Origin of the sequence: Pseudoalteromonas sp. 3D05 (genome assembly GCF_002723455.1) — a bacterium.
In the GTDB taxonomy this organism is placed as follows: Bacteria; Pseudomonadota; Gammaproteobacteria; order Enterobacterales; family Alteromonadaceae; genus Pseudoalteromonas.
In genome coordinates this window covers 1-1,019 of the sequence record NZ_PDUS01000047.1, presented here as the reverse complement: position 1 = coordinate 1,019, position 1,019 = coordinate 1, and the positions used below count along the sequence as shown (strand labels likewise).

At 31.7% G+C, this 1,019-nt stretch carries 1 protein-coding gene; it reads right to left on the bottom strand.

Annotated features, from left to right (window positions below; translation table 11 throughout):
• On the bottom strand, positions 1 to 1,019 hold a 1,019-nt coding region (locus CSC79_RS19960), incomplete at both ends, for a SprB repeat-containing protein (RefSeq protein ID WP_180270468.1).

Sequence of the window (1,019 nt, the reverse complement as noted above, 5' to 3'; positions counted from 1 at the left end):
ATTATATACTTCATATCTATATTCTGTACCAAAAGGAGCTTCATTATCAGTAATAGTATATGTAATACTACCATTAGTCATACCAAAACAAGCTGGTATTGAAGTTGATGTAATTTCTAATGGTAACGTAATTAAATCATTTACATTAATATCACTTTGACGAATACATCCGTTAGCATCTCTTACAAAAAATACATATGTTCTTCCAGGTACTAAACCTGTAAATGTATGAGGATCTGATAATCCTTTAGCAGGTGTTGTCCAAGGATTACTAGGTGTAGTTGCATCAAAGTTAACAGGATCATCTGTATAAGTATATTGATAAGGAGCTGTACCTTCATTACCTTGTACACTTACTTGTAGCTCATTACAATTGACAATAATAGCTGCAATTGTAATATCCAAATTATCTAATGGATATTTAATAATATACCTAGGTAAATCTAATCGACATAATGTATTACCAGAGGCATCTACCGTTCTTATAGAAGGATCTACAGCATCACCTGAAGTTAAAGTATATGCTGGAGCATCAAAAACATCAGAAGTTTGCCATGTAGCACCACCATCATGACTAAACTCTAATGTTCCATTTAAAGTTGTAGTATAATTTATAAATGTAAACCCTGTTGCAGGATCACAATCATCTGTTAAGTTAGATTCAATATCTGTTACTAGTTCATCAGGATTATTAATGGTTACAGGAGTAGTTTGAATAGTACAACCACTAGCATCAGTTACATTAATTGTATAATTACCAGGAGATAAATTGAAAAATGTTTTTGTATTATTTATAACATTTGTTGCTGTTTCATCTGAAGCTCCTCCGTTATCTAAATCAATAATTTCATACGTATATGGAGCAATACCTGAACTTACGTTAATATCAATAGTTCCAGTACCATCATAACATTCAGGATCTGTAGGTATTGCAGTATACGTTAATGTTGTTGCAGGATCTACTGTAACTGTATCTGTATATTCACAATGTGGATCTATTGCATTATTATCCCAAACAT